Annotated in this window: 26 protein-coding genes and 4 tRNA genes; 10 read left to right on the forward strand and 20 right to left on the reverse strand. The window is 61.7% G+C overall.

The features are described 5' to 3' along the window. The first annotated feature begins 91 nt into the window (after positions 1–91). Genes ACKFRY_RS00890 through ACKFRY_RS00905 form a run of 4 tightly spaced genes read left to right on the forward strand, consistent with a single transcriptional unit; the run spans position 92 to position 5,128 of the window. Complete coding sequence (locus ACKFRY_RS00890) at positions 92–1,396, forward strand: cryptochrome/photolyase family protein (protein ID WP_408922993.1); 1,305 nt, start codon at positions 92–94, stop codon at positions 1,394–1,396. Between the two features lie 32 nt (positions 1,397–1,428). Next, on the forward strand, positions 1,429–2,445 hold the full coding sequence (locus ACKFRY_RS00895) for a pyridoxal-phosphate dependent enzyme (RefSeq protein ID WP_408922994.1): 1,017 nt from the start codon (positions 1,429–1,431) through the stop codon (positions 2,443–2,445). Continuing rightward, positions 2,442–3,743, forward strand: coding sequence for an FAD/NAD(P)-binding protein (locus tag ACKFRY_RS00900; protein ID WP_408922995.1), 1,302 nt, complete (start codon positions 2,442–2,444; stop codon positions 3,741–3,743). The genes ACKFRY_RS00895 and ACKFRY_RS00900 overlap by 4 nt, the downstream gene beginning before the upstream one ends. Further along, positions 3,740–5,128, forward strand: a complete 1,389-nt coding sequence (locus ACKFRY_RS00905) for a Y4yA family PLP-dependent enzyme (RefSeq protein WP_408922996.1) — start codon at positions 3,740–3,742, stop codon at positions 5,126–5,128. Before ACKFRY_RS00900 ends, ACKFRY_RS00905 begins: the two co-directional genes overlap by 4 nt. Positions 5,129–5,212: 84 nt before the next feature. On the opposite strand, the gene rplA is transcribed toward ACKFRY_RS00905, so the two are convergent. The 4 genes from rplA to secE all read right to left on the reverse strand — a co-directional run bounded on the left by rplA (position 5,213) and on the right by secE (position 7,983). Further along, complete coding sequence (gene rplA, locus ACKFRY_RS00910; RefSeq protein ID WP_408922997.1) at positions 5,213–5,917, reverse strand: 50S ribosomal protein L1; 705 nt, start codon at positions 5,915–5,917, stop codon at positions 5,213–5,215. Between the two features lie 68 nt (positions 5,918–5,985). Beyond that, complete coding sequence (rplK, locus tag ACKFRY_RS00915) at positions 5,986–6,429, reverse strand: 50S ribosomal protein L11 (protein WP_005327961.1); 444 nt, start codon at positions 6,427–6,429, stop codon at positions 5,986–5,988. 172 nt (positions 6,430–6,601) lie between these two features. Further along, entirely contained in the window at positions 6,602–7,522 is a 921-nt protein-coding gene (gene nusG, locus ACKFRY_RS00920) for a transcription termination/antitermination protein NusG (protein ID WP_408922998.1), read from the reverse strand. 128 nt (positions 7,523–7,650) lie between these two features. Continuing rightward, the gene (gene secE, locus ACKFRY_RS00925) at positions 7,651–7,983 is read right to left on the reverse strand and encodes a preprotein translocase subunit SecE (protein ID WP_005327956.1); all 333 of its coding nucleotides are present in this window, start codon (positions 7,981–7,983) and stop codon (positions 7,651–7,653) included. Between the two features lie 301 nt (positions 7,984–8,284). Here secE and ACKFRY_RS00930 point away from each other — a divergent pair, with 301 nt between their 5' ends. After that, positions 8,285–9,463: an IS256-like element ISCre1 family transposase gene (locus tag ACKFRY_RS00930; protein WP_013887464.1), complete on the forward strand. Its 1,179-nt coding sequence runs from the start codon at positions 8,285–8,287 to the stop codon at positions 9,461–9,463. 125 nt (positions 9,464–9,588) lie between these two features. On the opposite strand, the gene ACKFRY_RS00935 is transcribed toward ACKFRY_RS00930, so the two are convergent. From ACKFRY_RS00935 to ACKFRY_RS00945, 3 genes are all read right to left on the reverse strand, one after another. Then, positions 9,589–9,661, reverse strand: a tRNA-Trp gene (locus tag ACKFRY_RS00935). A 140-nt stretch (positions 9,662–9,801) separates the two neighbouring features. Beyond that, positions 9,802–9,873 (reverse strand) — tRNA-Met (locus ACKFRY_RS00940). A 38-nt stretch (positions 9,874–9,911) separates the two neighbouring features. Beyond that, positions 9,912–9,987: transfer RNA gene (locus ACKFRY_RS00945), tRNA-Thr, on the reverse strand. Positions 9,988–10,426: 439 nt separating this feature from the next. Here ACKFRY_RS00945 and deoD point away from each other — a divergent pair. The 4 genes from deoD to ACKFRY_RS00965 are packed head-to-tail and all read left to right on the forward strand — an operon-like array spanning position 10,427 to position 14,779. After that, positions 10,427–11,152, forward strand: a complete 726-nt coding sequence (gene deoD / locus ACKFRY_RS00950) for a purine-nucleoside phosphorylase (RefSeq protein WP_005327952.1) — start codon at positions 10,427–10,429, stop codon at positions 11,150–11,152. 16 nt (positions 11,153–11,168) lie between these two features. After that, positions 11,169–12,536, forward strand: coding sequence for an MFS transporter (locus ACKFRY_RS00955; RefSeq protein ID WP_408922999.1), 1,368 nt, complete (start codon positions 11,169–11,171; stop codon positions 12,534–12,536). A gap of 11 nt (positions 12,537–12,547) precedes the next feature. Then, positions 12,548–13,195 (forward strand): deoxyribose-phosphate aldolase, encoded by a 648-nt coding sequence (gene deoC / locus ACKFRY_RS00960; protein ID WP_408923000.1) that lies wholly within the window; start codon positions 12,548–12,550, stop codon positions 13,193–13,195. Between the two features lie 3 nt (positions 13,196–13,198). After that, positions 13,199–14,779 carry a phospho-sugar mutase gene (locus tag ACKFRY_RS00965; protein ID WP_198492478.1) on the forward strand — a complete coding sequence of 527 codons (1,581 nt, stop codon included), beginning with the start codon at positions 13,199–13,201 and terminating at the stop codon, positions 14,777–14,779. Here the strand turns inward: ACKFRY_RS00965 and ACKFRY_RS00970 are convergent. The 8 genes from ACKFRY_RS00970 to ACKFRY_RS01005 all read right to left on the reverse strand — a co-directional run bounded on the left by ACKFRY_RS00970 (position 14,776) and on the right by ACKFRY_RS01005 (position 20,166). Then, positions 14,776–15,360: a DUF2335 domain-containing protein gene (locus ACKFRY_RS00970; RefSeq protein ID WP_198492477.1), complete on the reverse strand. Its 585-nt coding sequence runs from the start codon at positions 15,358–15,360 to the stop codon at positions 14,776–14,778. The two genes, ACKFRY_RS00965 and ACKFRY_RS00970, sit on opposite strands and share 4 nt — an antisense overlap. A 459-nt stretch (positions 15,361–15,819) precedes the next feature. Continuing rightward, positions 15,820–15,987 carry a hypothetical protein gene (locus tag ACKFRY_RS00975; protein ID WP_227909767.1) on the reverse strand — a complete coding sequence of 56 codons (168 nt, stop codon included), beginning with the start codon at positions 15,985–15,987 and terminating at the stop codon, positions 15,820–15,822. A gap of 163 nt (positions 15,988–16,150) precedes the next feature. Then, a complete protein-coding gene (locus ACKFRY_RS00980) occupies positions 16,151–16,513 on the reverse strand; it encodes a DoxX family protein (protein ID WP_005292602.1) in 363 nt (120 codons plus the stop codon). Further along, complete coding sequence (locus ACKFRY_RS00985) at positions 16,510–17,085, reverse strand: TetR/AcrR family transcriptional regulator (RefSeq protein WP_005292598.1); 576 nt, start codon at positions 17,083–17,085, stop codon at positions 16,510–16,512. Before ACKFRY_RS00985 ends, ACKFRY_RS00980 begins: the two co-directional genes overlap by 4 nt. Before the next feature lie 62 nt (positions 17,086–17,147). Next, the gene (locus ACKFRY_RS00990) at positions 17,148–17,537 is read right to left on the reverse strand and encodes an NUDIX domain-containing protein (protein ID WP_005292595.1); all 390 of its coding nucleotides are present in this window, start codon (positions 17,535–17,537) and stop codon (positions 17,148–17,150) included. Between the two features lie 20 nt (positions 17,538–17,557). Beyond that, positions 17,558–18,742, reverse strand: coding sequence for an Nramp family divalent metal transporter (locus ACKFRY_RS00995; RefSeq protein ID WP_198492476.1), 1,185 nt, complete (start codon positions 18,740–18,742; stop codon positions 17,558–17,560). Between the two features lie 228 nt (positions 18,743–18,970). Next, a tRNA-Tyr gene (locus tag ACKFRY_RS01000) sits at positions 18,971–19,052 on the reverse strand. Between the two features lie 109 nt (positions 19,053–19,161). After that, positions 19,162–20,166 (reverse strand): polyprenyl synthetase family protein, encoded by a 1,005-nt coding sequence (locus ACKFRY_RS01005; RefSeq protein WP_239230597.1) that lies wholly within the window; start codon positions 20,164–20,166, stop codon positions 19,162–19,164. 98 nt (positions 20,167–20,264) lie between these two features. Between ACKFRY_RS01005 and ACKFRY_RS01010 the strand changes: the two genes are divergently transcribed. Continuing rightward, positions 20,265–21,530: a geranylgeranyl reductase family protein gene (locus tag ACKFRY_RS01010; RefSeq protein ID WP_408923001.1), complete on the forward strand. Its 1,266-nt coding sequence runs from the start codon at positions 20,265–20,267 to the stop codon at positions 21,528–21,530. A gap of 33 nt (positions 21,531–21,563) precedes the next feature. On the opposite strand, the gene ACKFRY_RS01015 is transcribed toward ACKFRY_RS01010, so the two are convergent. From ACKFRY_RS01015 to ACKFRY_RS01035, 5 genes are read right to left on the reverse strand one after another with little or no spacing between them, the layout of a single operon-like run. After that, positions 21,564–22,253, reverse strand: a complete 690-nt coding sequence (locus ACKFRY_RS01015; RefSeq protein WP_005322922.1) for a demethylmenaquinone methyltransferase — start codon at positions 22,251–22,253, stop codon at positions 21,564–21,566. Between the two features lie 11 nt (positions 22,254–22,264). Further along, positions 22,265–23,464, reverse strand: coding sequence for a glycosyltransferase family 4 protein (locus ACKFRY_RS01020; RefSeq protein ID WP_408923404.1), 1,200 nt, complete (start codon positions 23,462–23,464; stop codon positions 22,265–22,267). Positions 23,465–23,524: 60 nt separating this feature from the next. Beyond that, complete coding sequence (locus ACKFRY_RS01025; RefSeq protein ID WP_080971157.1) at positions 23,525–23,995, reverse strand: DUF3592 domain-containing protein; 471 nt, start codon at positions 23,993–23,995, stop codon at positions 23,525–23,527. Further along, the gene (gene menD / locus ACKFRY_RS01030) at positions 23,996–25,618 is read right to left on the reverse strand and encodes a 2-succinyl-5-enolpyruvyl-6-hydroxy-3-cyclohexene-1-carboxylic-acid synthase (RefSeq protein ID WP_408923002.1); all 1,623 of its coding nucleotides are present in this window, start codon (positions 25,616–25,618) and stop codon (positions 23,996–23,998) included. A gap of 57 nt (positions 25,619–25,675) precedes the next feature. Continuing rightward, complete coding sequence (locus tag ACKFRY_RS01035) at positions 25,676–26,440, reverse strand: hypothetical protein (RefSeq protein WP_408923003.1); 765 nt, start codon at positions 26,438–26,440, stop codon at positions 25,676–25,678. Between the last annotated feature and the right edge of the window lie 29 nt (positions 26,441–26,469).

A 26,469-nucleotide genomic window follows, 5' to 3' on the forward strand; every position in this document is an offset into this window, starting at 1 on the left:
CGTGAAGTGGCCGTTCAAACTTCGTGGAAAACACTACCTCCCCACCCGCGGTTTCTCCAAATCGCCGTTTCCGCCGCGTAGGATGGCCGCCATGACCAGCCTCATGTGGTTCCGCGATGACCTGCGCCTGCACGATAACCAGGCCCTTTCCCGCGCGGCCGAGGCCGCCTCGCTTGGCGACGCCCCCTTGGTCGCCGTCGTCCTCGACGAACCTGCCTATCCCGGCACCCGCCCGCTGGGCGGCGCGACCACGTGGTGGCGCGAACGTTCCCTCTATGCCCTCGCTAGCGACCTTGCCGACTACGGCGTAGAACTCATTCGCGCCGCCGGCGATGCCCGCGCGGAAATCCCCCGCCTCGCCACCGAGCTGGGCGCCACCACCGTCACGTGGACCCGCCGCTACCATGGACCACTGCGCGAGGTCGATGCGAGCGTCAAGGAAACCCTAACCTCCCAGGGCACTACTGCCACCTCCTTGCCCGGCTTCACCTTGGTCGAACCCTGGGAGGTCACCAATGGCCAAGGCCAGCCCTATAAGGTCTTTACTCCCTTCTCCAAGGCCGCCGCCTCCCAGGTGGCGGGAGATGAACCGGAGGGGGTGCCGGAGATGGGGGCGTCGGCAAGCAGTGCATCTGCCTGGCCCCAGCCCACCGAACCGGCATGGGCGGCATCGCTGGCCGAGCACTGGACGCCCGGCGAGGCCGGCGCGCGCGAGCGACTAGCCCAGCTGGACCTAGCCAACTATGCCGAGGAGCGCGATATCCCCGCGCTCAATGCCACCTCCCTACTCTCGCCCCACCTGCGCTTTGGCGAAGTCTCCCCGCGCGAGGTGTGGTTCGCCGCGGCCGAGGAGCCAGAGGCCGCCAAGTTCCACTCCGAGCTGCTGTGGCGCGACTTTGCCTGGCACCGCCTCTACTACCTGCCCAATCTCGCGACCGAAAACGTGCGGGAGAAATTCGACCGCTTCGACTGGTCCTGGGATGACCCGCGACTCAAGGACTGGCAGGCCGGCGCTACCGGCATTCCGCTTGTCGACGCCGGAATGCGCGAACTATGGGCCACCGGGTACATGCACAATCGCGTGCGCATGGTGGTGGGCTCCTTCCTCACCAAGAACCTGGGCATCCACTGGCGCCTGGGCGAGGAATGGTTCTGGGACACGTTGGTGGACGCCGATGCCGCCTCCAACCCGTTTAATTGGCAGTGGGTGGCCGGCTGCGGCGATGACGCCGCGCCCTTCTTCCGCATCTTCAACCCCGAAACGCAGGCCCAGCGCTTCGACCCCGACGGCGAGTACGTGCGCCGCTGGGCACCGGCGCTGTCCGCCCCGCCCATCGTGGACCTGCAGGAATCGCGCCAAGCTGCCCTCGATGCCTATGCGGAGATCAAGGACTAAGCCGGCGGAAAAGGTGGACGTAAAGGTCTACCATGGGGCCAATGATGAGCCCTAGGATTCATTCTCAAGCGCATCCGCCCATTGGCAACACCCCACTCATGCGTGTGGAGGCGATTAGTCCCCGGCCGGATGTCCACCTTTATCTCAAACTCGAACAATTCAACCTCGGCGGTTCTGCAAAAGACCGGACGGCACGAGCCCTTATCCAGGCGGCGCTTGCAGCCGGCGATATCCGCCCGGGTTCGACGCTGGTGGAATCTTCCTCCGGCAACCTGGGCATGGCTCTAGCTCGCCAGGCCCCGCTGCAAGGAATGAAGTTCCATTGCGTGGTGGATCCGCGGGTCAACGCCTCCACGGTGGCTACCATGCGGGCCTACGGCGCACACGTGGAATTGCTCGACCACCCCGATCCAGAAACCGGCGATTGGCTCACCGCCCGCCGCACCCGCGTGGCCGAGCTTTTGGAAGAGATCCCTGATTCTTTCAACCTCAACCAGTACTCCAATGAAGCCGCCTTCCACGCCCACGCGGAGGGCACTATGGCGGAGATTCTGGACCAGCTCGGCCAGGCGCCCAGCCACCTGCTCGTGGCTATGAGCACCACCGGAACCCTTGGCGGCTGCGTACGCAAGCTCACCGAGTTGGGCGCCGACACCCACACAATCGGCGTTGATGCGGAAGGCTCCGTGCTTTTTGGTGGTGAGCGTGGCACCCGCATGTTGCCCGGCTACGGTGCAGGTATCGTGACCGAGCTATCCACCAAGTTCTCGCCTTCTTCCGTGGAGCGGGTTCCGGACCTCGATGCCATCGTTGCCGCCCGACAGCTCGCCCAAGCCGAGGGCCTGCTGCCTGGCGCTTCCGGCGGTGCCGTCATCGCCGCCTTCCAACGCCTCGCGCCCTCCCTGCCGGCAGGGGCCGAAGTGGTTGCCGTGCTGCACGACGCCGGCCAGCCTTACCTCGACACCATCTATAACGATTCCTGGGTGTGCGAAAACTTCGACATTTCGCCCGCTGAACTCGCCGCGCGCATCGAGAGGTCGGCGCAGTGACTTCTGCTAACTCTGCCCGCCGCATTGCCATCATTGGAGGTGGCCCGCGCGGCCTGTGGGCCGTCGAGGAGCTCATCGAGCGCGCCCGCGTTCCGCTCGATGTCACCGTTTTTGACCCCTACCCCGCCGGTGCGGGCGCCGTCTACCGTCCGCAGCAGCCACCGCAGTGGCGCCTCAACGTCAACTGCGCCATCGTCACCACGGCCCACGATAGTTTCAACGCGTGGCGCACCCGCCGCGGCGAAGACACCACCGATGCCTTCCCGCCGCGGGCCCAGGTGGGCCAATTCCTCGCCGATACCTGGTCCGCAGCAGTGCGCCGCGCGCCGGCCCACGTTCGCATCCGGCACCTGCCGCACCGCGTGACCGCGGTAAGCGCCGACGGAGAAGGTTTCATGGTCGATGGCTCCCCCTTCGACGAGGTCCTAGTCTGTACCGGCCACGACCATCTCCACGCTGGTTCTTTGGCCTATGAGGCCTCCTGCGTACCGGTCACCGGTCTCTACTTCGGTGCCGATCTACCGAGCTCCGCACGGCGAATCGGCGTACGCGGTGCCGCCCTAAGCTTCATCGATGTGTGCCTACTGTATGGCGATACCGCCGAAACCATCTACCCGGTTAGCCGCAGCGGGCGCTTCATGGAGGTAAAACCCTCCCCGCAGACACCGCTGCCGGAGGTGTCACCGCGGTGGCGGCAGGCCTGCGCGCACATCGACAACGCCGCGGAGCTGCGTGAAATCCTCATTGGGGCCGCAGGCGAATTCGGTGACTTCTCAACAGCGGACCTCGCCGCCGTTATCGACGGTCAGGATTTCACTGGCGATGCCGTCGCTGAGCTCGAGGCTTCCCTACGTGCGGCCGAAGGTACCGGTCCGCTCATCCCGGCCGCGGCCGTGGGCGCAGCGTTTCGTGGGGTATTCCAAGAATGCGTCGATTGGCACAAGGCACATGGCCCCATGCCCGGCTTTCGCGAGCTTTCACGCACCCTTGAGCGCGTGGCTTTTGGTCCGCCACCGGTCACAGCTAGGCGTCTGCTCGAGCTGATCCACTCCGGCGTGGTGAATACCGACTACCTAGGCACACCTGGGCGGATAGATTCCTGGCGGGAAGAGGGCGGCGTGGACCTGCTTATTGACGCCACCGTTGCTCCCCAAGCCACCCCCTCCCCCTTCCACGACGTTGCTGGCGTGGTGGAAATTGGCCGGATGAATGAGCTCTCCCTGCCCGGCCATGACTCCCTTAACCGTTCCGTGCACGATGACATCCCCCGCTGGGCGGAGAAAGTAGGAAACCCATGACCACCACCCCTGCAGAACCCCTACCCGTCCACGGCACCGTCCCCTTGCGCGCCCGGTGGGAACGATGGATGCGTGAGCTCGTCGAAAACCCGCAGCACGTCAGCGCATTGACCTCGCGCTACGGTTCGCCGGTGAACGTGTTGAATCCCGCGCCGCTGCGCCACAATGCCCAAGAGCTGCTCGACGCGGGCGCTTCCCACGGCGTGGAGACTCAGGTGTTTTTCGCACGCAAAGCCAATAAGGCGCTTTGTTTTGTCGATGCTGCACGCGATGCCGGGCTCGGGGTTGATGTAGCTAGCGAGAACGAGCTCTGCCAAGTGCTCGACCGCGGTGTCGCCCCAGAGCGCATCATCCTCAGCGCCGCTATCAAAACAGATGGCTTGCTCCGCCTCGCGGTTTCGCGAGGCGTCACTATCTCTTGTGATTCTCGCGCCGAATCCCGCCGCATCGCCGCCATCGCGAAGGATTTAGACACCACTGCCCACGTGGCACCACGCCTGGCTCCAGATCCAAACTGCCTACCTCCCACCCGCTTCGGGGAGAGCCTGCCGGCATGGCGGCAAGCCGAGTGGCCACAGGAACTTCGTGTTGTGGGCGTCCACGTGCACCTGCATGGCTATAGCGAGGCCGACCGCCGAACCGCCCTTGCAGAGGCAATTGCCTTGGTCGAGCACGTACGCACATTGGGCCAGCCCGCAGATTTCATCGATATCGGCGGCGGCGTGCCTATGAGCTACCTAGAATCCCGCGAGCAGTGGGAGAATTACCTCGAGCGCATCGCCTCCCAACGCGCAGGTACCGGTGAACCATTCACGTGGAAATCGGATCCGCTGTCCAATACTTACCCCTTCTGGCAGGAGCCGACCCGCGGTCAGTGGCTGGACCAGCTCCTCTCCGGTGAGGTCCGCGGCTACGGCACCGCTGGCGAGGCGCTGCGTGAGCGGGACATCGCACTTCACCTGGAGCCCGGCCGCAGCCTCCTCGACGGCTGTGGAGTCATCCTCACCGAGGTGAGCTTCCTCAAAGAACGCTCTGATGGCCTGCCCCTTATCGGCGTGGCGATGAATCGCACCCAATGCCGGACCGCCGCAGATGACATCCTGCTCGACCCCCTCCTGGTACCTACGGCCGGCCCGGTAAAGGAAATCTCCCGCGAGCCACGCACCGGCTTTGTGGTGGGTGCCTACTGCATTGAAGACGAGGTTATCCTCCGCCGCGAACTGGACTTCCCGGATGGCATTGCTGTAGAAGATACCCTCGCCATTCCGAATACAGCCGGATATTTTATGCACATCCTGGAGTCTGCTTCGCACCAAATTCCTTTGGCACGCAACGTCTACTACGACGGCGGCGATTGGGTGCCAGACGATATTGACGCCGTGTAGCTGTAGGCGGGCTAAGACATAGAAAAAGGGCTTCGAGGAATTCCTCGAAGCCCTTTAGCTTTAAGCGCGGTGCGCTAAACCGACTTACTCGGTGTAGCCCTTAACCACGGAACCGTCAACCGGGATGCCCGGGCCGGAGGTGGTGGAGATGGTAGCGCACTTGATGTAGATGCCCTTAGCGGAAGAAGGCTTCAGGCGCTGGATCTCGTCCATGAGGGCGCCGTAGTTCTCAGCCAGCTTCTCAGCGTCGAAGGATGCCTTGCCGATGATGGCGTGCAGGTTAGCAGCCTTATCAACGCGGAAGGAGATCTTGCCGCCCTTAACCTCAGAGATTGCCTTAGCAACGTCTGCGGTAACGGTGCCGGTCTTCGGGTTCGGCATCAGACCACGCGGGCCCAGGACGCGAGCAACGCGGCCAACCTTGGCCATCTGATCCGGGGTAGCGATAGCAACGTCGAAATCGATGTTGCCCTCGTTGATCTGCTCGATCAGTTCAGCGGTGCCAACGATGTCAGCGCCAGCTTCCTGAGCGGCGGTAGCCTTCTCGCCCTCAGCGAAGACAGCAACGCGAACGTCCTTACCGGTGCCGTTAGGCAGGGAAACGGTGCCGCGAACCAGCTGGTCAGCCTTGCGTGGGTCAACGCCCAGGCGGAAGACAACGTCAACGGTGGCGTCGAAGTTCTTGGAGGAGGTCTCCTTGGCCAGCTTGGTAGCCTCGATAGGACGGTACAGGCGGGACTTATCTACCAGTTCCGCAGCGGCCTTATAAGCCTTAGACTTGGTGCTCATTTAACAATTCCTTTTCTGGATTGGTGTGGTGTTCGGCGGGCCGTAGCTGGCCCTACCACATAAAGTTTTTACTTCTCCGGTGCGCCATCAACGGTGATGCCCATGGAGCGGGCGGTACCGGCGATGATGCGAGCGCCGTTCTCGATGTCACGTGCGTTCAGGTCCGCAAACTTGGTCTCTGCGATTTCCTTGCACTGATCCCAAGACACAGAGCCGACCTTGTCGGTGTGTGGGACGCCGGAGCCCTTCTTGATGCCAGCGGCCTTGAGCAGCAGCTTAGCTGCCGGCGGGGTCTTCAGCTTGAAGTCGAAGGAACGGTCCTCGTAGACGGTGATCTCAACCGGAACCACGTTGCCACGCTGGTTCTCGGTAGCGGCGTTATAAGCCTTGCAGAACTCCATGATGTTGACGCCGTGGGCACCCAGTGCCGGGCCAACTGGCGGTGCCGGGTTAGCGGCGCCTGCCTCGATCTGCAGCTTGATGAAGCCGGATACCTTCTTCTTAGGAGCCATCGAATTACCTCTTTCCTGTGTTACCGGGATGTCCGCCACGATGAATAACGGGATCCCGTCCGGATGCTCACCTTCAGTGGGCCACCGGAGGATGAAACGTTTTCTTATACGCACGCCAAAGGCGCACGGCGTTCCAGTTTAGAACACCGTGCGCCCTGCACAAAATCACTTTTTAGGAGATGCGCTCGATCTCGGTCGGCGACAGCTCCACCGGGGTCTCGCGGCCGAAGATGGATACCAAGCCCTGCATCTTGCCGGTCTCCGGGTCGATCTCGGAAATGGTCGCAGATACGGCGGCCAGCGGGCCGGACAGGATGGTCACGGCCTCGCCCACCTCGAAATCGTGCGCGTACTTCTTGGCCACTTCCTTCTCCGGCATAGCCACAACCTGCTCGCCCTCTGCCTCGTTCGGGGCAGCATCGCCCTTGGTGGACGGAGCCTCGTTGGGCATGAGGAACTTTGCCACGTCGCGGGTCTTGACTGGGGTGGCGTTGCCTTCGTTGCCCACGAAGGAGGTCACGCCTGGGGTTTCGCGGATGACGGACCATGCGGCGTCGTTAAGCTCAGCGCGAACCAGGACGTAGCCCGGTAGCAGCTTGCGCTTCACGATCTTCTTCTTGCCGTCCTTGGTCTCTAGGACCTGCTCAATAGGAACTACGACCTCGAAGATGGAATCTTCTACCTCGAGGGTCTGGGCACGCATGTCCAGGTTGGTCTTTACCTTGTTTTCGTAGCCGGAGTAGCACTGGATGATGTACCACTGGCCCGGCTGCTTCTTCAGTTCGCGGGTAAAGGCGCGCAGGCGCTTGCGGTAGGCGGCATCCTCGGACTCGTCTTCGCTGGCCTCAGGGGCTGCACCCTCGGCCTCTGCTTCGGTCGCTGCCGGTTCCGCTGCGTCGGCGGACTCGCCTGCAGCCTCGGTGGACTCAGCCGTTCCTTCAGCTTCCTCCGCTGCCGGAGCGGCTGGGGTAGCGTCTTCCTGTTGTGCTTCTTCCACGGAGCTAGCGTGCTCTGCCGCCTGCTCCTGCACGTTGGACTGCATTGCCTCTTCCAGGGAGGTGCCTACGGTTTCGACGTTGTTCTCGTCGCTCATAATTCTTACTCCAAAAAATTCCTCGGCGCGTTGCGTAGGACCAGCCTACCCGCCCGCGTATGGGCAAAAAGTATCCCGCCGTTCCTTTAAGCGGAAACAGCGGGATAAAAGACTATGCGCTTATCTTACTAATCTGAGAGAACCTGCTCAACTCCGAGACCAGCCAGGGTGTCAACGCCCCAGACCAAAATGGTCAGCACGATAAGGAACGCAAAGGTAATGAGGGTGTACTGCAGCATCTCCTTAGCGGTAGGCCACACCACCTTCTTCATCTCGGATACGACCTCGCCTGGGAAGGCGGCTACGCCACCACCTGGGGTGTCATCGTGGTTCTTATCCTCGACGCGGACGACGTGCTTATCGGCGTAGTCCGCGGAGGACGTGGTAGCCGCACCAGAGAGCTGACGCTTACCGGTCGGGCGCGATGCACCCGAATTCTTCGGCTGCTGCTCATCGCTCACAGCTAACCCTCCTTGGGAACTAAATCTAATAGGGCGCTTAGCGCGCACCTCCATAACTTTGTCAACCCTAGCAAAGCTTGCACAGCATGAAAAGCTGACCACGGCATTTGCAAGGCGTGGCTTTGATAACAAGTGGGCGGGGGTTAAGCGACAAAATGTGTGTCCGGAATCGTTGATTTTCATGCTCTGAACTCCGCGTTTGCGGAAAATATATGCTCCAAAAGCATATATTGGCCCTCTCTTGCGAAAATCCCCGGTGTGGCTGCCATGGTGTGCTACGGAGCGGTGGTTCGGTTGCCCAATGCCAAAGAACCGACCACGCTGCCATTGTGGCGGCGATATGAAACGAAACGGCACCACCAGCAACGGGACGACCCGGTGGCGGTGCAAAATCTGCGGTGCTTCACTGACCAAGCAGCGCAGCGATATCACCAACGCAGCCCTATTTCGTGCGTTCATCCAGCACCTGACCGCCGGGACCAGTCTTGCGGCGATCGCCGGCAACATGAGCTGCTCGACACGTACGCTGCAGCGCAAATTCGATGCCTTTTGGCTGGTTGACGTGCCTGACCCGACCATCGGCCATACAGGCAGGGTCTACGACCAGATCTTCATCGACGGCACCTACACCGCAGGTGGCTGTCTGATCGTGGCGGCAACGCTCGACCACGTCATCGCCTGGCACTGGTGCAAACAAGAAACCACACACGACTACAAGCGCCTGCTCGAGCGCATCGAAGCACCGTTGATCGCTGTGATCGACGGTGGCCGAGGAGCCACAAGCGCAATTAAAACGTGCTGGCCAAACACCAAAATCCAACGCTGCCTCGTGCACGCCCAACGCAGAGTACGCCGCTACACCACCTCACGACCACGCACTGATGCTGGCCGCACCATCTACCGACTCGCGCTGAAACTCACCCGCATCACCACCCTGGACGAGGCTGCACAATGGGGTGCACAACTGCAAGAGTTTCACACGCTCTACAAGGATTGGCTCAACGAAAAGACACAGGTCAAAGACCCGAAAACAGCAAAAGACACACTCGTGTGGACCCATGTCAACGTGCGCAAGGCCTACAACAGTCTCAACCACCTGTGGCGCAATGACCTGCTGTTTGTCTACCTCAAGCCCCCGAAAGGTGTGCTCGAGCCGCACCGGATCAAATCCACCACCAACAGTCTTGAAGGCGGCATCAACGCCCAGCTGAAGCTCCTTGCAAGAACTCATCGCGGCAGACGCGGTGAGCACCAACGCAAAATGCTGGATTGGTGGCTGTATCTGAAAACGGAACTGCCTGGCGATCCAATAGAAATCGCCAGACAGTCCAACTGGGGCCAGAACCAACTCGCCAAAGTTACAACCCTGACCCGAAACGAGAACCAAGCCGACTATGAAACAGGACAACCAGCCCTCTACGACAACGGTATCGATACCGAGTACACACACTCAATCGGCATCCAAAAAGGCCACATCTAACCCCGCGACACGCCGATAGCAGACACACATTTTGTCGCTTAACCCGTGGGCGGGCCAAGCGCCGAGAGGAAAATAGGGCATGAAGAAACCCCGCCACCTAATGCCAGATGACGGGGTTCACTGTGCAGGGGCGACAGGACTCGAACCTGCAACCTACGGTTTTGGAGACCGTTGCGCTACCAATTGCGCCACGCCCCTATTCTTTTATTCCTCAATGCCTCAGCATCAAGCGTTGAAGACCTTACCAGAGCCATAGTTCCAATCCGAAACTAGGCACCGCCTGGACTGCCTTCAGCGCGGTAATAAAAAAGCGCCCTGCGGGCGCCTTTCTTTCCCGGTAGCGATGGCGAGAATTGAACTCGCGACACAGCGATTATGAGTCGCTTGCTCTACCACTGAGCTACACCGCCATATTCACCTTGGAGGAATTCCTTGCTCCAAACATGAATGGAGCCCCCTGACAGAATCGAACTGTCGACCTTTTCCTTACCATGGAAACGCTCTGCCGACTGAGCTAAGGGGGCACATCCTAGCGTTGAACACATCGCTATTTCGTTGTGCTCTCCGTTGCGGACTCCAATAATCTAACCCGCTTTCAACGTTTTACACAAATCGCCACGTCAGAACGTAAAAATGCTTATCTCCTGTGACACCTTTTCGCGCCTTTTGAAGGCAGTTGGAGAACCGGCATGGCAGATCACCCCTGCGGGCCGCTCGGCCACTCCCCCTCCCGTGCGTCGGCAGCCGTGCGGAGGCACGTGGATTGGCAGGTGGGGAAAAGGGGGCGTCGGCAAGCGTGGCAATGCTCACCGCGGGCAGTGACCTCGGCACGGACGCTGGTGGCTGAGTCCAGTGAGGCTCTCCACAGTTGTTGACCACCCGCAAATACGGCCATTGACTCGGGGTCCTGAGGGTTTAAGCTTGGTCTGTAAATCCCCCCACCCCATGCCAAGGAGCGAAGATATGTCCGCTACCGATATTGCCACCCCACACATCAATCCGCAGGGCGCACCCATTGCGGAAACCATCCTCCTGCCCGGTGACCCGCTGCGGGCGAAGTTCATCGCCGAGAACTTCCTGGAAGATACCGTCCAGTTCAACGGCGTGCGCAATATGCTGGGGTTTACCGGCACTTTTAACGGCAAGCCCATCTCCGTGATGGGCTCCGGCATGGGCATTCCCTCCATCGGCATCTACTCCTGGGAGCTCATCCACAACTACGGCGTAAAGAAGCTCATCCGTGTCGGCTCCATTGGCGCCATGCAGGAAGACATTGAGCTGCACGATGTCATCGTTGCTTCGTCCGCCTCCACTGATTCCAACTTCTTGAGCCAGTACAACCTGCCGGGCAGCTACGCCCCCACCGCCTCGTGGAAGCTCCTCAAGGCTTTGGTGGATCAGGCCGAAAAGCAGCAGGCCCACATCCACGTAGGCAATATCTTGAGCTCGGATATCTTCTACAACTTTGACCAGAACGTGAACGAGCGCTGGGCGCACATGGGTGTGCTCGGCGTAGAGATGGAATCCGCAGCGCTTTATGCCACCGCGGCTGAGGCCGGCGTCGACGCGCTGGGACTTTTCACCGTCTCCGACAACCTGGTGCACGATACCCACCTCTCCGCGGAAGAGCGCCAGACCGCCTTCCGCACCATGATTGAACTCGCGCTTCCGCTCAACGCGCTCGACTAAAAGGACCCTCTCCCCCGTGACTTCCACCCACCCCACCGCTTCCCCGCAGGACAAGCGGACAGGCTCCGCGGTAAACCCCAAGGTTGCCGTACCTATCCTGCTCTTTGTCTTCGTCTTCTCGCTGGTTATTGATAACGGCTTTAAGACGATGACCATGCCGATCGCCCAGGCGCTGGACATCTCCGTTAAAACCGCCTCCCTCCAGGCTTCCCTCGCCGGCGTAATCATCGGCATCGGCGCCGTGGTCTACGCCGCGCTGGCGGATTCCATCTCCATCCGCAAGCTCATACTCACCGGCGTTGTCCTCATCGCCGTGGGCTCGCTTTTGGCCTTCGCCTTTTCCAGCTTCTGGCCCATGGTGCTTACCGGCCGCCTCATCCAAACCGCCGGCCTTGCTGCCGCGGAGACGCTGTATGTCATTTACGTGACCAAGCACTTGAGCGAGGCCGACCAAAAGACCTACCTCGGCTTTTCCACCGCAGCCTTCCAGGCGGGCCTGCTCATTGGCGCGTTGACCTCCGGCTTTATTTCCACCTATGTCTCATGGACGGCGATGTTTCTCATCCCGCTCGTCCTCATCCTGGCCATCCCGCCGATCATCAAGCTGGTGCCAGAAGATGAGGCCGTGGAAGGCCACCTCGACGCCTTGGGCCTGTTATTCATCGCTGTCTTCGCCACCGGCCTGACCATGTTCATGCAGGAATTCAACTGGGCATGGCTCATCTTTGCTTTCCTTGGCGTCGTAGGCTTCATCATCCACATCGGCGACGCCAAACACCCCGTGGTCACCCCAGAGTTCTTTACTAACGGCCGCTACGTGTGGACCATCCTCATGGTCTTCTTTGTCTACTCCACCCAGATGGGTTTTATCTTCCTGCTGCCATTTGCCGCACATGACCTGCACGGCATGAACATCGATAAGGCCTCCCTGCTGATGATCCCGGGCTATATTTGCGCCATCCTCATCGGCATTTTCTCCGGCAAGATCGGTGCCGTTTTGTCCTCTCGCGCCACCATCTACACCGCCTTCGGTCTGGTTGCCGGCGCGCTGGTGGCGGCCGCACTCTTTGTGCAGCTTCACGTCGCCGTACTCATTCTCGCCATCGTGGCCTTTGCCTCCGGCTTTGCGCTGATGTACGCCCCGCTGGTCGATACCGCGCTGCGCAATATCACCGCCGCCAAGTCCGGCATCGCCATCGGCTTTTATAACCTGACCATCAATATCGCCATCCCGCTGGGAATTGCCTATACGGCAAAGCTGCAGGACCTCACCGGCTATAACACCGTGCTGTGGATCCTCGCGGCCGTCGCCGCCATCGGTATTGCCCTGTACGTCGTCTCTGACCTCAAGATGGCCCGTTCCGAATCCCGCCTAACCCGCTAAGGAGAACAATTATGACTTCCCGCACCGACGTTGCTTCCATCATCGACCACACCCTGCTCAAGCCGGAGGCCACCCCGGATCAGTTCCGCGCCTTGGTGAATGAGGCGGCCGAGCTGGGCACCTACTCCGTCTGCGTTTCCCCGTCCGCCCTGCCCATCGAGGTTCCTGATTCGCTGCACATTGCCACCGTCGTGGGCTTTCCTTCCGGCGCCGTGAAGCCGGAGATTAAGGCCGCTGAGGCGGCCCGCGCGGTTGCCGATGGCGCCGAAGAGGTGGACATGGTCATCAATATCCCACTGGCCATCGAGGGCCGCGCCGAGGATCTGCAGGCCGAAATCCAGGCCGTGCGCGATGCCATCCCAGGCAAGGTGCTCAAGGTCATCATCGAGTCTGCCGCGCTTTCCGACGACGCCATTGTCCTCGCCTGCAAGGCCGCCGCAGCCGCCCGGGCGGACTTTGTCAAGACCTCCACTGGTTTCCATCCGGCCGGCGGCGCCTCCGTTCACGCCGTTAAGCTCATGCGCGAGACCGTAGGCGACAAGCTAGGAGTCAAGGCCTCTGGCGGCATCCGCACCGCCAAGGATGCCTTGGCCATGATTGAGGCCGGCGCAACCCGCCTGGGCCTGTCTTCCTCCGCCAAGATCCTCGAGGAGCTCTAAGCCATGTCAAAGGCCGCCACCGTGGATTATGACTACGCCCGCACCTGGGCCGAGCACGACCCCGATCCGGACACCGCCCGCCAGGTGATGACCTGGATTGAAGAGAGCAATAACGACGAGCTCGCCGCCGCCTTCGCCGGTCCCCTCGCCTTCGGCACCGCAGGCCTGCGCGCCGCCGTGGGCCCGGGCGAGTCTCGCATGAATCGCGCCGTAGTCATCCGCACCACCTACGGACTTATCTCCTGGCTCAAACAGCACGTGGACACCCCAGTGGTAGCCATTGGTTGCGATGCCCGCCACGGCTCCGCGCAGTTCCAGCGCGATGCCGCACAGGTCATCTCCGCGGCCGGTGGCAAGGCCTTGGTTCTGCCAGCGCAGAACCCCACTCCGCTGACCGCCTTCACGGTCCGCTCGCTCAAGGCGGATGCCGGCATTATGGTCACTGCCTCGCATAACCCGCCGGCCGATAATGGCTACAAGGTCTACCTGGGCGGCCGCATCGCCACCGGCCCGGCAGAAGGCGTACAGCTGGTTTCGCCCACCGATGCCGAAATCGCCGCCGCCATCGCCGCGGCACCCCATGCCGATGACATTCCACTTTCCACCGAGAACATCGCGGATGTCGATACCCGCGCCGAGTATCTCGACCGCGCAGCGCAGCTCGTGGGCGCTCATACCGATGTCACCATCGCGCTGACCGCCATGCACGGCGTCGGTGCGGCCTTGGGCGAAAAGCTCCTGACCCGCTGCGGGTTCGGCGTCTCGCTGGTTCCTGAGCAGGCCCAACCGGATCCCGATTTCCCCACCGTCTCTTTCCCCAACCCGGAAGAGCCTGGCGCCCTCGACTTGGGCATCCGCCACGCTGAGGAGATCGGCGCCGATATTCTTATCGCTTATGACCCGGATGCGGATCGCTGCGCCGCCGCTGTGCCCACGTCCTCAGGCACGTGGCGCCAGCTCACCGGCGATGAAACCGGCGCCCTCTTGGGCGACTATCTGGCCCGCCAGGGTGCGACAGGCAACTTCGCCAACTCGCTCGTCTCCTCCCGCCTGCTCGAGCGCATCGCCGCCCACTACGGCCTCGGCCACGAAGAGACGCTCACCGGTTTCAAGTGGATTGCCCGCACCCCGGACCTCTCCTTTGGTTATGAGGAAGCCATTGGTTTCTGCCCCGACCCCACCGCTGTCCGCGACAAGGACGGCATTGCTACCTCCGTAGTCCTCGCCAGCCTCGCGGCCGAGTGCAAGGCCGCAGGAACCACCTTGCTAGAGCGCCTAGAAGGCATCTACGCCGCCGTGGGTGCCCTCTATACCCAGCCGCTGACCTTCCGCGTCGATGACCTCAGCATCATCGCCCAGGCGATGGACAAGGTCGCTTCCACCCCGCCCACGGAACTGGCCGGTTCCCCCGTGGCAAAGGTGGAGAAGTTCGCCCAAGGCTCCAAGTTCTTCACCGACAACGATGACCGCGTCATCGTGCGCCCTTCCGGCACCGAGCCGAAGCTGAAGTGCTACCTCGAATCCCCCGACGCCGACCGCCTCGATGCTATTGCGGCCGACCTGCGCGCCTACTTCGGGATTTAAACCCCTCCCCGCTCCGCGCTCTCTAACTGGTCCTTCTGAGATTGCTTAGGGCCAATGAGGATGCGGACTAGAGGGCTTGCTGCCGCCAGGCCCACCGCCGCAGTACCAACTATGGATTCCGGTGGGTCAAAAAGAACGAGTATCGCCGGTATAAGGATCAGCGCGCCGAAAATGACACCTACGGTTGTAAAGAGCCGTACTTTTGATTCAAATATCGCGTACTCGAAAGATTCTGCTGTAACTTTCCTATCGAGGACAATATCTGCATGAGCGTCCTCCATAATCCGATCGCCTGCGCCCGGCTGAATGTCATTGTGCTGTTTGATTATCTGTGGATGCGGAGTTGGCCCCTGAAGCGCCCACACAGCAATTTGGTCATCAAGGTTAGAAAGCCTATTTACGCCAGGGAGCGCTCCTCCAACTGGTGGGAAATCGCTACGTTTATTTTCCGGTGCGCCCGATAACTGCGAGTCCGATTGCGCAGATGCGCTTGCTGCGCTGCCTGCGCTACTCGCTGGCTTTGAAATAGGTGAATCTCGTTTACCCCGTCCAGCATCGTTCGGATCTTCTTCATATCCCATATCCTATCGCTTAACCCCGTACCTTCATCTCTACAGTGACTTTCTGTGCCTGATGGTATGGCTACCGAGCACGCCTGTTTGTACACAGCGCCTTAGAAAGGTGTAGTTTGCTGGTCCTGAAGGCCAAAATGAGAGGAGTTAAAGATTAAAGGACCCCACCATTCATCCTTAACAGTTTTGCTAAAGATTGCAGTTGGTATTTCATCATTGCTCTGCCTCGGCTATTTCATTGGCGGTTTGAATGCGGTATACGTTGCCAAGACCCTGGCGGGATCGGATTCCACCTCATTGCCAGATATTTCTCGCAGGCTAGGAAATGGCTTTTTCTACTTCAAGCCCGTTGCCACAACATCCAGGAGTCCAATTGTTTCATGCCGATTTAGAGCACTACTTAGCCATTGTTGAGCGGGTTTATGTTGCGGTGCAGCGGAGTGGAAGGCATAAACGAGAATGTTGACATCAGGAATGATCATCGAGTACCGCCCACACAGCTTCTTTGTTGCTGAGATCAACTAGAGCCGGTCCGCCGCAATCGAAGGAGGGCAGGTTAACGGGGGTGTCTTCGGTACTGATGCGGGCTTCCTTCTTGAGGGCAGCGCGGACCGCCTCTTCGACGTATGAGCTCAAAGTGACATTGTTGGCTTTGGCTTGGATCTTCGTTTCTTCAAGGAGTTTCGGCGGGAGGTTTATCGTCGTGCGCATACCTTTAGGGTAGAAAGCATCAAGTCATCATTCAAGAGGTGCAATGATGTATCTGCCTTCAGGAAGCCGTGAAAGGTTGACTGGTGTCTTAATTCAGTGCGAGCGTCAGGATCAGTACTCCGATGGAGAATGCGAGCATGCCTAAGCAGTTGATCCAGAATGCGCTACCGAGGAAGTGGGCGCGGACATGGGCTGCTGCGGCCGCGCAGAAATAGGCGATGACTCCAATCATGGCTGTGATTCCTACGCCGGGGAACCAGAGGCCGGCAATGAGTCCTACGGCGGCGAGGCACTTGATGACAATGAGCGCCCACCACCAGTCCTTGGGGAGTTTGACGCCGCTGAGGCAGGCTTCGATGAAGGGGACTGGTTTGAGGGAGAGGGCGGCGTCGCCAAGCAGAATGGCTGCTAGTAGAAGGGAGGGCCAGGCTGGGGAAGATTCTAGGATCATTGGGTTACTCCGAATGCGGTGTTGAGGCGTTCGATCGATGAGGCGGCTTGGGATGTGAGGTGCTCGGTGTCGTAGATTCCGGCGGCCCAGCCGATGAGTAAGCCGAGGTAGACGTTGTACAGCAGGTCGGCGTACTCGGCCGCATCGGCGCTGCTGAGCCTGGTGCCGAGTCGCAGGGTGATTTCATCGGTCAGGAGCGTTTTGAGTGCGGTGAGCGCTTCGCCTTGATTGCCTTGTTGGATGAGTGCTGCGCCAAAGGCGCGGGAGAGCTCTTCGTGGCCGGTAAACATCTGGAGGAAAGGTCTCAGGACATCGAGAAGGCTATCGGATTGTCCCCGGATGTCATCGTGGAGTTCTGAAATGTGTTGGCCAATGGTGCGGATGAGCAGCGTTTGTTTGTCGCCGACTCCCATGACGGTTCCCACGCTAACGCCAGCTTCGGATGCGATAGTCCGGATGCTGGTGGTGGCGTAGCCCTGAGTGAGGAAGAGTTCGTAGGCGGTGGCTAGGACCTTGCTGACGGTGCCAGCTTTGGCGGCCGAGCGCGATGAGTGAACGTGTTCAGTGAACATGTTCAAAAGGGTAGCTCTTGATGGTTTCGAGGTCAATGACGCCGAAGTGTTGACAGTTGGCGCTAGGCCAGCGTGGGGAAGACGCGGTCGCGCAGCAGGTGTGCAAGCTCGCGGTCGGGGGCTGCTGGGTTGACCCAGGCGGTGTCGCCGATTTCGGCGGCGGCATGGGGTTCGTCGGCGGTGACGGTGCGGGTGTAGGTGAAGATGGTGCCGACGACGACCTCGCCCGGTTCGTTGGCGGCGGGAGCGTCGAAGGTGCCGAGTTTGTTGAGGCTCTCGGCGTCGAGGGTGAGGCCTACTTCTTCGGCAACTTCGCGCAGGGCGGCGTCGACAAGCGCCTCGCCCGCCTCGGGCTTGCCGCCGGGCAGTTGGTACTTGGTGGAGGACTTCTTGCGCACGGTAAGCACGTGGCCTTGTGGGTTGCGGATGACGACGGCTGCTACTTCAATCATGGCTGCTGATTGTAGGCGGCCTAGAGCAGCGGCAGGAGCACGAGGGCGAGATTGAGTGCGATGACCAGCGCGGCAAGCGTCCAGCCCACGGCCATAGACCAGGGTTTCGCGGCGAACTCACCCATGACGTCCCGGGAGCCGGCATAGCGGAAAAGCGGGATGATGGCGAAGGGGATGCCCAGGGAAAGAAGTGCCTGGCTGACCACCAGTGCCATAGTGGGGTCGACCCCGCAGCCGATGATGACCAGCGCCGGGATGAGCGTGACCAGGCGGCGGACTAGTAGGGGGACCTTGATGTGAAGCAGGCCGTCCATGATTTCGGAGCCGGCGTAGGCGCCCACTGACGTCGAGGCGAGGCCGCTGGCCAGCAGGCCGATGGCGAAGAGAACGCCGGCCAGCGGGCCGAGGTGGCTGGCAATCGCCGTGTGGGCCCCGGAGATGGTCTCTGTGCCGTCCACGCCGTAGAGGGCCGAGCCCGCCAGGACCAGCAGGCCCACGTTGACGAGCCCGGCGATGGACAGCGCCACGGCGATGTCCGCGCGGGTGCCGGCCAGCACGTGGGGGATTTCCAGGTCGGGGTAGCGCTGCTTGGTCAGGGAGGAGTGTAGGTAAATGGCGTGCGGCATGACGGTGGCGCCCAACATGGAGGCGGCCAGCAGGATGCTGTCCTTGCCCTCTAGGCGGGGGATGAGGCCGCCGGCCACGTCGGCGGGGTCGGGCGGGGCGATGGCGAGGCCGGCAAGGAAGCCGATGCAGATGACCAGGAGCAGGCCGATGACAAGCCCCTCGAACCACTGGTTCTTCTTCTGGAAGATGAGGAGAATGATGGAGACCGCGCCGATGATGAGCGCGCCCGCGAACAGGGGGAGGTTGAAGAGGAGTTGCAGGGCAATGGCGCCGCCGATGACTTCGGCGAGGTCGGTGGCCGCGGCGATGAGCTCGGCCTGGGCCCACATGCCTAGGCGCGCGCGGCGGGAGAGACGCTCGCCCATGATTTTCGGCAGGGAGCGGTGGGTGACTAGGCCCAGTTTGGCGGAGTGGTACTGGATGAACATGGCCATGAGGTTGGCCACGACGAGTACCCACACCAGGAGGTAGCCGTAGTGGGAGCCGGCGCTGATGTTGGCGGCTACGTTGCCGGGGTCGACGTAAGCCACTGCAGCAACGAAGGCGGGGCCGGTGAGGCTGATTAAGGTCTTACGCATAGGCATCTCCATACCAAAAGTTCAACTACTTGAAGTCTAGTTTTCATCGCCATATGTTCAAGCCAGGGGATCGCTGGGGTTTTCTTAGTTGTTTTCCTCGCCAGTGCTTATGCGGTGTGGCACAAGGCTAAAAGCTCCCGCACCCAGGAGCCCAGCGAGTAGATCCCGCCTCACAGCTGCAGGTACGCTTGAAACCCCGCAAGCTTTTGCTTGCGGGGTTTCATTCTGTGCCAGGTAGAAGATTCGAACTTCTGAAGGCAATGCCGGCGGATTTACAGTCCGCTCCCTTTGGCCGCTCGGGCAACCTGGCATGCACTGTGTGGTGCGAGTAAGTACTTTACTACGAACCACCCTCCCACCTACAAATCGCCAGCGTAGTAGGGGCGAATGGGGCTATAGAGAGGGGCTTAACCAAGCAGCTAGCCCACGCGGCGCACCGTGTAATCCGCCAATTGACGCAAGGCCTGGCTCGCGGAGTTCTCCGGTAGCACGGCGAGTTGCTCCTCCACCGTGCGCAGGTAAGCATTGATGTCCTCCAGCGCCTTCTGACGGCCACCAGACTGGTGCAGGAGCTCGATGGCGCGCTCCACCTCGGCGTCGGAATGCAGCGGGCCAGTAAGCAGCTCACGCAGCTTGTCGCCCACTTCGCCCTCTTCCTCCAAGGCGTAGAGAACCGGCAAGGTAAATACGCCCTCGCGCAGGTCCGTTCCCGGGGTCTTGCCGGACTCCTTAGGGTCAGAGAAGATGTCGATGACATCGTCCACAATCTGGAAGATCATGCCGATGGCACCACCAATGCGGTGCAGGGCTGCGGCATGCTCGGCCGAGGCGCCGGAGTGGTAGGCGCCCAGGTAACCAGCAGAGGCGATGAGCACCGCGGTCTTTTCACGGATAACGGCCGTGTAATGCTCCACGGCATTGGCCTCGCCCGCGCCGATGGTCTCGCGCATCTGGCCGGTCACCAGCTCTTCAAAGGTATCGGCAAAGTGGCCCACGGTGTGGGTATCCAGCTCACTCATCAGGCGGGAGGCATGCGCCAAGAGCGCATCGCCGGCGAGGATGGCCACGGAATTACTCCACCGCGAATTGGCGGATTCCACGCCGCGGCGGCGGTCCGCCTCATCCATGACATCGTCATGATAAAGGGTGGCGACGTGCACCATCTCCACGACGGTGGCCGCCTTAACAACCTCTTCGCAGCCCGGACGCGGACCATACTCGGAGGCCAGCAGCGCCATCATGGGGCGAAAGCGCTTGCCACCGGCCTTAGACAAGTGGCTGACCTTGTCCTTCAAGAAGTCCTGGCCGCGGTCGATTTCACTGCGCAGCTTGTCTTCTACTGCTTCCATGCCCGCACCAATGCGCTCGTTGAGCTGCGGATCACCAAGATCCACGTGCGTGGCATGCGATTGACCGTGAGTCATTAAATAGTGTTCCTTGCAACTAAAAGCCAGAGATAATCGATTACCTACCGTAGTCCAAACCGCGCCCCTAAACACACTCGAGGGGTCGAACTCATGCAATGATAGTCCTCATGTCGGAGCAGATCGATTCCCAAACCTATGTCGAGGTCGCCATCATTGGCGCTGGGCCTGCCGGAGCCGCCGCCGCGATCCATGCCGCACGCGCCGGCTATAACACCCTCCTTATTGATTCCGCGACGTTTCCCCGCGATAAAACCTGCGGCGACGGGCTTACCCCGCGCGCGATGCACCAGCTTGCTGAGCTTGGCATTGCGGTCAACGCCTCCTATCGCAATCGCGGACTGAAGCTGCACGGCTACGGCGGCGATATTACCGCGCCTTGGCCGGAGACCTATCCTTCCCAGGTGGGCACGGCCCTGCCGCGCTTCCGCTTCGATGCCCTGCTTGCCGACGCCGCCCGGGAAGCCGGCGCCACCCTCCTCACCGGTACCCCCGCCACCGGTCCCGTGCTCGAGGGCAACCGCGTGACCTCCTTCCGCGTGGGCGAGGCCACCGTGCATGCCAAGTGGGTCATCGTGGCCGATGGCGTGCGCTCTACCTTTGGCAAGAAGCTCGGCCGCACCTGGCACCGCGAAGAAGTCTATGGCATTGCCGCACGCTCCTATGCTTCCTCCACGCATGCCACCGAGCCCTGGATGCACTCCCACGTTGAGCTCAAGGACGAAGAAGGCGAGGTGCAGCCCGGCTACGGCTGGATTTTCCCGCTCGGCCCCGAGCTTGGCCAAGTCAACATCGGCCTCGGCGCGCTCTCAACCGCGCAGCGCCCCGCCAAGATCAACACCAAGAAGCTGCTCGAGTTCTACGCCGCCCAACAGCGCCCCGAGTGGGGACTCGGGGAAATTGAGCACGTTACCTCTGCCTTACTGCCCATGGGCGGCGCGGTGTCTAACGTGGCCGGCGCCAATTGGATGATCATTGGTGATGCCGCGGCCTGCATCAACCCCCTCAACGGCGAGGGCATCGATTATGGCTTGGAGACCGCCGCGCTGGCCGTAGGCCTGCTCGGCCCGAAGGATTTCACCCTGGCCTGGCCGGCCGTCTTGCGCGAGCACTACGGCGAGTCCTTCCTCTTGGCCCGCACGGCCGCGCGCTTGCTTACTTATCCGCAGTTCCTACCGCTGGCCGGTCCACTGGCCCTGCGCGGGCCCATCGGCCGCATGCTCATGCCGGCCGCCGCGCGCCTGATGGGCAACCTCATTACTGACGATGACCGCGACCTCATCGCACGCACCTGGCGCGCCGCCGGCCGCACGGTCTCGTCCCTTCGCCGCGATACGCCCCTCTGGGATTCGACCGCGGCTTAACCCCTGCTCCCCCAGGCACGGGCGGAGCAGCGCCTAGGCTGGCTTTACCGCCGAGTGCAGCGCCACGATGCCGAAGGTAAGGTTCTGCCAACCGGCCTCGGCCCAGCCATTGCGATTGATAACCGCGGCGAGCTCCTCCTGCCCAGGCCACGCGCGAATGGATTCTGCGAGGTAGATATATGCCTCCGGGTTAGAAGAGACCAGGCGCGCTACCGGCGGGAGCAGACGCATCAAGTATTCCTTGTACACGGTGCCAAAAATCGGCACCACCGGGGTGGAAAACTCCGCCACCGCAAGGCGCCCGCCCGGCTTGGTCACGCGCGCCATTTCGCGCAGGCCGAGCTCAAAGTCGTGGATATTGCGCAGGCCATAAGAAATGGTCACGGCATCAAAGGTGTTATCCGCAAACGGCAGCTTCATGCCATCGCCAGCCACCTTGGGCACGTCGCGCTCACGCCCGGCGGCCAGCATGCCACGGGAGAAATCACACGCCACGCACCACGCACCGGACTTGGAAAGTTCCACGGTGGACACAGCGGTACCCGCTGCAAGGTCGAGGACCTTCTCGCCCGGTTTAAGGTTCAAACGCTCGCGGGTGCGCTTGCGCCAGTGCGCGTCCTGCCCAAAGGACAGCACGGTATTGGTGAGGTCGTATTTCTCGCCCACGGCGTCAAACATGCGCGCCACATCGAAGGGCTTTTTATCCAGATCTGCCTTAGACACAAATGATCAGTCTAGGCTACGCGGGCGCCAAGGACACGAGCCGCCCATCGCGGCAGCTCCGGACGCTGGCCCAAAATGGTCAGCGGCACCCGGCGAGTATCCTCCAGTACCTCTTCGTAATAGCCCACGAGCTGCTCACACAGCGCCTTCCACGTCTTGGAGGAAATGGACTCGCGGGCATTATCACGCATCTCCTGATGGATCTCTGGGTTGAGCAGCGCATCCACCGCATTGGGGAGGTCTTCCACAAAGGTCTGTACATCCAGCAGCAGTCCGTTATAGCCCTCATCGATGAGATCTACCGGGCCACCTGCCCGCGGCCCGATGGTCGGTACGCCGGAAGCCTGCGCCTCCTGGATGGACTGGCAGAAGGTCTCGAACTCGCCGGCGTGGACAAAGACGTCCAAGGAAGCATAGGCGGCGGCGAGGTCTTCGCCAGAAAGGGCACCGGTAAAGACGGCGCCGGGAAGCTGCGCCTCCAACAGCGGCCGCTCCGGGCCATCGCCCACGATGACCAGTTGGATATCCTCGCGCCCGTTGAGCGCCGAGAGGCGGTGCACGCCCTTTTCCGCGGCGAGGCGACCAACGAATCCCACCACATTCTTGGTGCCGCTCGGATCCCAGCTGCGGCGCAGCTCCTCAGAGCGCTTGGAGGGGTGGAAAAGTTCTGCGTTCACGCCACGACCCCAGTGACGCACGTTTTTAATGTGGTGCTTTTCCAAGTCCCGGATGGTCAGCGAGGACGGTGCCAGCGTCATCTGGCAGGAGTTATGAATCGTGCGCAGCCACTCCCACACGCCATAGGCCAGCGCGGAGGCATGGTACTTGGTGGCAAATCCGGCAACATCGGTCTGGTACAACGCCACGGCCGGCACGCGCTGCTGGCGGGCGGAGAAAGCGCCCGCCGCGCCGAGTACGAAGGGGCTGGCCAGGTGGATGATATCCGGCTTGAAGTCGCGCAAGGCCTCATCGACCGCCGTGGTAGGCACGCCCACCGGCAGCGAATCCACCAGCGGCACGCGCACGGTGGGCACGCGGTAGATGGGAAATCCTAGGTAGTCCGGAATCTCTTCTTGTCCCTCACGGGCGCCCGGCGCGATGACGATGGCCTCTTGGCCGGTCTCGTGCAGGTGCTCTAAAACGCGCAGCACGGAGTTGGTCACACCATTGACATTAGGAAGGAAGGATTCAGCCACGATCGCAACACGCATGCCACCATCATGGCCCATCTTCTTAAGTTTATGGTGAAGCCAGCGGAAAATCTTGGTTAATTATTTCTCCGCGCGGCGGGTAAAGAAGCTAATCAGCTTCCACAGCACGGCCGCGATGAGCGTGGCAACCACCCCTACCGAAAGCGCTGGGATGATGGCCAGCGTCCATTCGCGGCCTTCGACCTTGACCAGGTCTGGGTCGTCCTGGGCGTAGTGCACCCACACCTGCTGGCCCTCACCTAGCCCACTGGGATAGAGCAGCCCGTGCTGTGGGGTGTGGTAAATCCCCTCACTGTCTTGGAAATCCACCGTGGTGCGCAGCATGCCCACATCCTTGACCGTGGCCAAAGCGCGCGCGGGGTGGCTGGCGATGGCGTGGTCATTCAACGCCGGCCCGATGACCATGCCCACCACACCCACCAGCGCGGCCAGGTACAGCGCCAGCGTCAGCTGGTGCAGGCGGCGACGATAAACCGCGGGCGTATAGCGCGGCACCACGGCCGCGTGCGGCTTATGCTGCGGCGGGGCCATTTACTGGCCTACCTTTGCGGTGAGCTTCTCATTGAGCGCCCGGCGCGTGGCACGGGTGGTCTTGGCCTCCACGACGGTAATCCCAGTGGAGTATTCCTTCAGCTCCGCCAGCGTATCCAATAGCTCCTGCGGGGTGGTCACCTCGCGGTAGTCTGCCTCATAGGCTTCTGCCAGCTTGCCGACGTCCACCCCATGCGGCGTTCCAAACGCCGGCTCGAAGGACTCGCGCAGCGCATCGGCGCCTTGCTCTAGGGTCTCGAAGATGCCTCCGCCATTGTCATTGGCCACCACGATGGTGAGGTTTTCCGGTCGCGCCTGATCTTCCGGGACGAGCAGGCTATTTGCGTCGTGCAAGAAGGTGACATCTCCCATGAGCGCCATCACTCGCGGGGCGCGCCAGTTGGTGGGATCCAGCGATTGCGTGGCCAGGGAAATGCCGATGGCTTGGGCGATGGTGCCGTCGATGCCGGCCGCCCCGCGCGGCGAGTACGTATCCACGCCGTCGAAAGGCAGGCCCACCATGGAGGCATCACGCACCGGGTTCGAAGCGCCGAGCACCAGGGTGTCATTGACGGAGAGCGTATCGCCCACCGCGGCCGCGACGTGGAGCCCAGTGAATCCCAGTTCCTCATCCTCGAGGGTCTCGCGCACCGCTTGTCCAGCCATATCGGTTGCGCCTTCGCAGATCTTCATCCACTCGCGGCTCGGCTCACCGGTGACCTTGACGGTGGTGCCAAGCCGGGCCTCGTCGCCGCGCTGGTTGGTGAAGTCCTTGGTGCGCGAGAGCACCACTAGCTCAATATCCGGATCATTCATCAGCGCTAACACCCCACGGTGCAGCGTCGGGTGCCCCACGACGATGACCTGCTCCACCTTGGTGTTGACCACATAATCATTCGCGGAGACCTGCGCCTTGCGGAAGATATGCGCCGCCGCTGGATGCACCGGATGATACGGACCCGGCGCGCTCGGCTCCGCAATGGTCGGTACATCTTGGAGGCCTTCTACCTCCCAGGCCTCGTCACCCGTAATGACTAGGGTGTTCTTGCTCAAATCCACGGCCACTTCCCCGTGGTCCACGAAGGCTGGTGCTGGCTCGCGCACGCCGTCGCCGGAGGTGTGGTCTGGCAGGGTGGCGTCGACAAGCGGGGCATCAAAGGCCACATTGATGTGTACCTGCAGGTCCTCGCGGAAGCGCTGGGCCATCGCCGCGATATCGTCCGCGCCGGTGACCTGGGTGGTGTCCGCATAGACACCGAAGATGCCCTGCTGCTCGATGGTCTGCGACGCCCCCGTACCCACCAGGCGCTCCGGCCGATCCGCGCTGATAATCGCCAGCGGCGTATGGGAATAGTGTGCCTCCACCACGGCCGGCAAGGTATTGGCCACCGCAGTTCCCGAGGTCATTACCACGCCCACGTGGCGGCGCTGCACCCGCGCCATGCCCAGGGCGGTAAACGCTCCCCCGCGCTCGTCCAGGCGGGTGTGTACGCGAATATCATCACGCGCCAATAGCGCCAGCGACAGCGGCGCGTTGCGCGAACCAGGGCACAGGACGACATCCGTGAGGTGGCGCGCCAGTTGGGCGGCGACCTTCTCAGCCAACTGCATCGATTCATTCATGCCGCCCGATTTTACCTGCCCGCGCGCCATTTCCCTTACCGGGCAGGTGCTGGGCGCTTAGTTCTGAGCGCCCGGCTGGTCGGCCGACTGCTCGCCGCCGCCCAGGAGGTCATTGAGGAGGCCCTCAATGTCCACGTCGCTGCCCTTATCCAGCTGGTCTTGTACCTCTGGTGGCAGCTCGGTCGGGATATCGGACGGCAGGTCATTCTGGAAGTCCGGCAGCTTCGGCAGGTTATTGGAATTCTCATCCTGCGAATCCGGCTCTTCGGTCTGGGTCACGGTAGTGGGAACCTCCGTGGTCAGCGTTTCCGTCACCGGCTGTGGGTCCGGCTTATCCGCCTCGTCCGCGGCATTGCGCCACAGGAAAAACAGGACCGCCGCAGCCAGCACTGCAAGTACCGCGATGGCCGCGAAGACGCCGGCCATGGCGCCACCGCCGCCGCCCTTCTTCTTGCGCTTTTCCGGCTGGTCCGGATCATAGTTCGACGGCACCGGCTCGTACTCGGGCTGCTGCGCGTACTGCTGGCCATATGCCTGCCCGGCCGGCTGCTGATAGTTCTGGCCGTAGCTTTGCTGCTGACCGTAGCCCTGCTGATAGCCAGAGCCCTGCTGGTAGCCGGCGGCCGCATCGAACTGACGCGTCTCATTCTGCGGCTGCTGCTCGCCTGGGAAGTACTGCTTGGGGTGCTCGCGGCGCGCTTGGTCGCGGCTGGGGCCGGCGGCATTATCGGGCACGCGGCCAATCTGGCGCGTGGCATCATCCGCCGGGCTGGACCAGCTGCGGGTTTCATTATTATCGCCATGAGGGCCTTTAGTAGTCATACCCTCTACCTCTACCCCATTTTGCTGTG

The sequence above is a fragment of the Corynebacterium tuberculostearicum genome, assembly GCF_046097255.1.
GTDB lineage: Bacteria > Actinomycetota > Actinomycetes > Mycobacteriales > Mycobacteriaceae > Corynebacterium > Corynebacterium tuberculostearicum_J.

Excerpts from the sequence above, each read along its gene's own strand:
- rplA (WP_408922997.1), bottom strand. The coding sequence starts at position 5,917 with ATGAGCACCAAGTCTAAGGCTTATAAGGCCGCTGCGGAACTGGTAGAT.
- menD (WP_408923002.1), bottom strand. The coding sequence starts at position 25,618 with ATGAATGAATCGATGCAGTTGGCTGAGAAGGTCGCCGCCCAACTGGCG.
- ACKFRY_RS00970 (WP_198492477.1), bottom strand. The coding sequence starts at position 15,360 with ATGGGATATGAAGAAGATCCGAACGATGCTGGACGGGGTAAACGAGAT.
- ACKFRY_RS01010 (WP_408923001.1), top strand. The coding sequence starts at position 20,265 with ATGATAGTCCTCATGTCGGAGCAGATCGATTCCCAAACCTATGTCGAG.
- ACKFRY_RS01035 (WP_408923003.1), bottom strand. The coding sequence starts at position 26,440 with ATGACTACTAAAGGCCCTCATGGCGATAATAATGAAACCCGCAGCTGG.
- nusG (WP_408922998.1), bottom strand. The coding sequence starts at position 7,522 with ATGAGCGACGAGAACAACGTCGAAACCGTAGGCACCTCCCTGGAAGAG.
- ACKFRY_RS01025 (WP_080971157.1), bottom strand. The coding sequence starts at position 23,995 with ATGGCCCCGCCGCAGCATAAGCCGCACGCGGCCGTGGTGCCGCGCTAT.
- ACKFRY_RS01020 (WP_408923404.1), bottom strand. The coding sequence starts at position 23,464 with ATGCGTGTTGCGATCGTGGCTGAATCCTTCCTTCCTAATGTCAATGGT.
- rplK (WP_005327961.1), bottom strand. The coding sequence starts at position 6,429 with ATGGCTCCTAAGAAGAAGGTATCCGGCTTCATCAAGCTGCAGATCGAG.
- ACKFRY_RS00995 (WP_198492476.1), bottom strand. The coding sequence starts at position 18,742 with ATGCGTAAGACCTTAATCAGCCTCACCGGCCCCGCCTTCGTTGCTGCA.
- deoC (WP_408923000.1), top strand. The coding sequence starts at position 12,548 with ATGACTTCCCGCACCGACGTTGCTTCCATCATCGACCACACCCTGCTC.
- ACKFRY_RS00905 (WP_408922996.1), top strand. The coding sequence starts at position 3,740 with ATGACCACCACCCCTGCAGAACCCCTACCCGTCCACGGCACCGTCCCC.
- ACKFRY_RS00890 (WP_408922993.1), top strand. The coding sequence starts at position 92 with ATGACCAGCCTCATGTGGTTCCGCGATGACCTGCGCCTGCACGATAAC.
- ACKFRY_RS00990 (WP_005292595.1), bottom strand. The coding sequence starts at position 17,537 with ATGATTGAAGTAGCAGCCGTCGTCATCCGCAACCCACAAGGCCACGTG.
- ACKFRY_RS00895 (WP_408922994.1), top strand. The coding sequence starts at position 1,429 with ATGGGGCCAATGATGAGCCCTAGGATTCATTCTCAAGCGCATCCGCCC.
- ACKFRY_RS00965 (WP_198492478.1), top strand. The coding sequence starts at position 13,199 with ATGTCAAAGGCCGCCACCGTGGATTATGACTACGCCCGCACCTGGGCC.
- ACKFRY_RS01005 (WP_239230597.1), bottom strand. The coding sequence starts at position 20,166 with ATGACTCACGGTCAATCGCATGCCACGCACGTGGATCTTGGTGATCCG.
- ACKFRY_RS00930 (WP_013887464.1), top strand. The coding sequence starts at position 8,285 with ATGCCAAAGAACCGACCACGCTGCCATTGTGGCGGCGATATGAAACGA.
- deoD (WP_005327952.1), top strand. The coding sequence starts at position 10,427 with ATGTCCGCTACCGATATTGCCACCCCACACATCAATCCGCAGGGCGCA.
- ACKFRY_RS00980 (WP_005292602.1), bottom strand. The coding sequence starts at position 16,513 with ATGATCCTAGAATCTTCCCCAGCCTGGCCCTCCCTTCTACTAGCAGCC.
- ACKFRY_RS00985 (WP_005292598.1), bottom strand. The coding sequence starts at position 17,085 with ATGTTCACTGAACACGTTCACTCATCGCGCTCGGCCGCCAAAGCTGGC.